2 rRNA genes are annotated in these 740 nt (G+C 45.4%); both read left to right on the top strand.

Annotation, left to right across the window (positions count from 1 at the left end):
* Window positions 1-151: 151 nt before the first annotated feature.
* A 5S ribosomal RNA gene (gene rrf, locus P3C18_RS20635) occupies window positions 152-267 on the top strand.
* 377 nt (window positions 268-644) lie between these two features.
* Window positions 645-740: ribosomal RNA gene (locus P3C18_RS20630) — 16S ribosomal RNA — on the top strand; the annotation flags it as partial.

Genomic DNA, 740 nt, shown 5'->3' with positions numbered 1-740 from the left:
GCTTGACCATATAACACCCAAACAATTTGATGTTTGTGTGTCTCTATGAAGACTGCAACAGCCGAAAATTTGCACAACTACAAACCAAGACATCACATACCCAATTCGAGGTAGCGAGCCGCGCAAGCAGCACGACATCTCCGCTGAATCGCTTGACGACCATAGAGCATTGGAACCACCTGATCCCATCCCGAACTCAGTAGTGAAACGATGCATCGCCGATGGTAGTGTGGGGTTTCCCCATGTGAGAGTAGGTCATCGTCAAGCACCTACACCAAAACCCCCGATCAGGAAACTGATCGGGGGTTTTACTATTAGTACAAGCATGAAGTTTTTGAGCGATCAAAAATCATTGCTGGCAAGTTATGTAATGCAAGTGATTGAGTAGAAAGAACTTCTTCGGAAAGAACTTCGAAAAATAGCTTGACGCAAGATGAGGCTACTGTAGAATGCGCGCCTCGGTTGAGACGAAAGACTTAACCACCCGCTCTTTAACAACTGAATCAAGCAATTCGTGTGGGTGCTTGTGAGGTAAGACTGCTAGTCGCAAGATTATCAGCATCACAAGTAACACTCGTTAATTTGAGAGTTTTTTGTCGATTGCTGAGCTAAGTTTAGGGTTTTTTCAAAACCCAAGCAGTATTGAACTGAAGAGTTTGATCATGGCTCAGATTGAACGCTGGCGGCAGGCCTAACACATGCAAGTCGAGCGGTAGAGAGAAGCTTGCTTCTCTTGAGAG

Source organism: Pseudomonas sp. 1928-m, from assembly GCF_029269135.1.
GTDB lineage: Bacteria > Pseudomonadota > Gammaproteobacteria > Pseudomonadales > Pseudomonadaceae > Aquipseudomonas.
This window is presented reverse-complemented; position numbering and strand designations above follow the sequence as displayed.